This window comes from Xenorhabdus budapestensis, assembly GCF_002632465.1.
Classification (GTDB): domain Bacteria; phylum Pseudomonadota; class Gammaproteobacteria; order Enterobacterales; family Enterobacteriaceae; genus Xenorhabdus; species Xenorhabdus budapestensis.
This window is the reverse complement of sequence record NZ_NIBS01000114.1, coordinates 1-788: the sequence shown is the minus strand read 5'-3', so window position 1 is coordinate 788 and position 788 is coordinate 1. Positions and strand designations below refer to the sequence as shown.

Below are 788 nucleotides of genomic sequence, written 5' to 3'. Positions count from 1 at the left end.
TATCGCCGCCGCGACCGGACTTTCCACGCAACAGGTCACGCAGGACTGGTCAGATGTGAACTATTCCTCTGCCCGTGCTGCGATGCTGGAAGCGTGGAAAACCCTGACCCGTCGCCGGGATGATTTTGCCACCGGGTTTACTCAGCCAATACTCAGTGCTTTTGTAGAAGAGCTGCACGACACAGAAACCTTACCGTTACCGAACAATGCGCCGGATTTTCTGGATGCACGTGCGGCTTATTGCCGGGCGCGTTGGATAGGTCCGGGCCGCGGCTGGGTAGATCCGGTTAAAGAAAAAGAAGGGGCGATTATGGGATTAGAGGCCGGTTTATCTACCTTAGAAATCGAAATTGCCGAAAACGCTGGGGGTGATTGGGAAGAGTTCCTTGATCAGAGCGCCCATGAAATAAAAGCCCGTGAAGAGCGCGGATTACCGCTACCCAGCTGGGCACAATCCCGCCTGACCACGGACAATAACCCGGAGGAATTCAAGTGAATTTACCGCATCTGGCCCAGCGGTTGTTTAATGTGCCGCTGGCAATCCATCCGCGTAAAGCCGAAGTCGTGATGACAGCCCTAACCGACCGCTTCGGCATTACCCAGATTCATGCCGGGATGGACTGGGATGATGAGGATGACTCCTTTACCCGGCGCGGGCGTGATACAGGCTATGACGTTTTAGAGGGAATTGCTGTCATTCCGGTGCAGGGAACGCTGGTGCAAAAACTCGGTTCCTTGCGTCCTTACAGTGGCATGACCGGTTATGACGGCATTCGGCAGGTGTTTCT

General features: G+C 54.7%; 1 protein-coding gene and 1 pseudogene. Both read left to right on the top strand.

The window, feature by feature from the left end; translation table 11 throughout:
* The coding region (locus Xbud_RS19135; protein WP_145956689.1) for a phage portal protein at nucleotides 1–496 on the top strand (496 nt) is incomplete at its 5' end.
* Nucleotides 493–788 (top strand): annotated as a pseudogene (locus tag Xbud_RS19130) (S49 family peptidase); the annotation flags it as partial. The gene Xbud_RS19135 and the pseudogene Xbud_RS19130, both read left to right, overlap by 4 nt.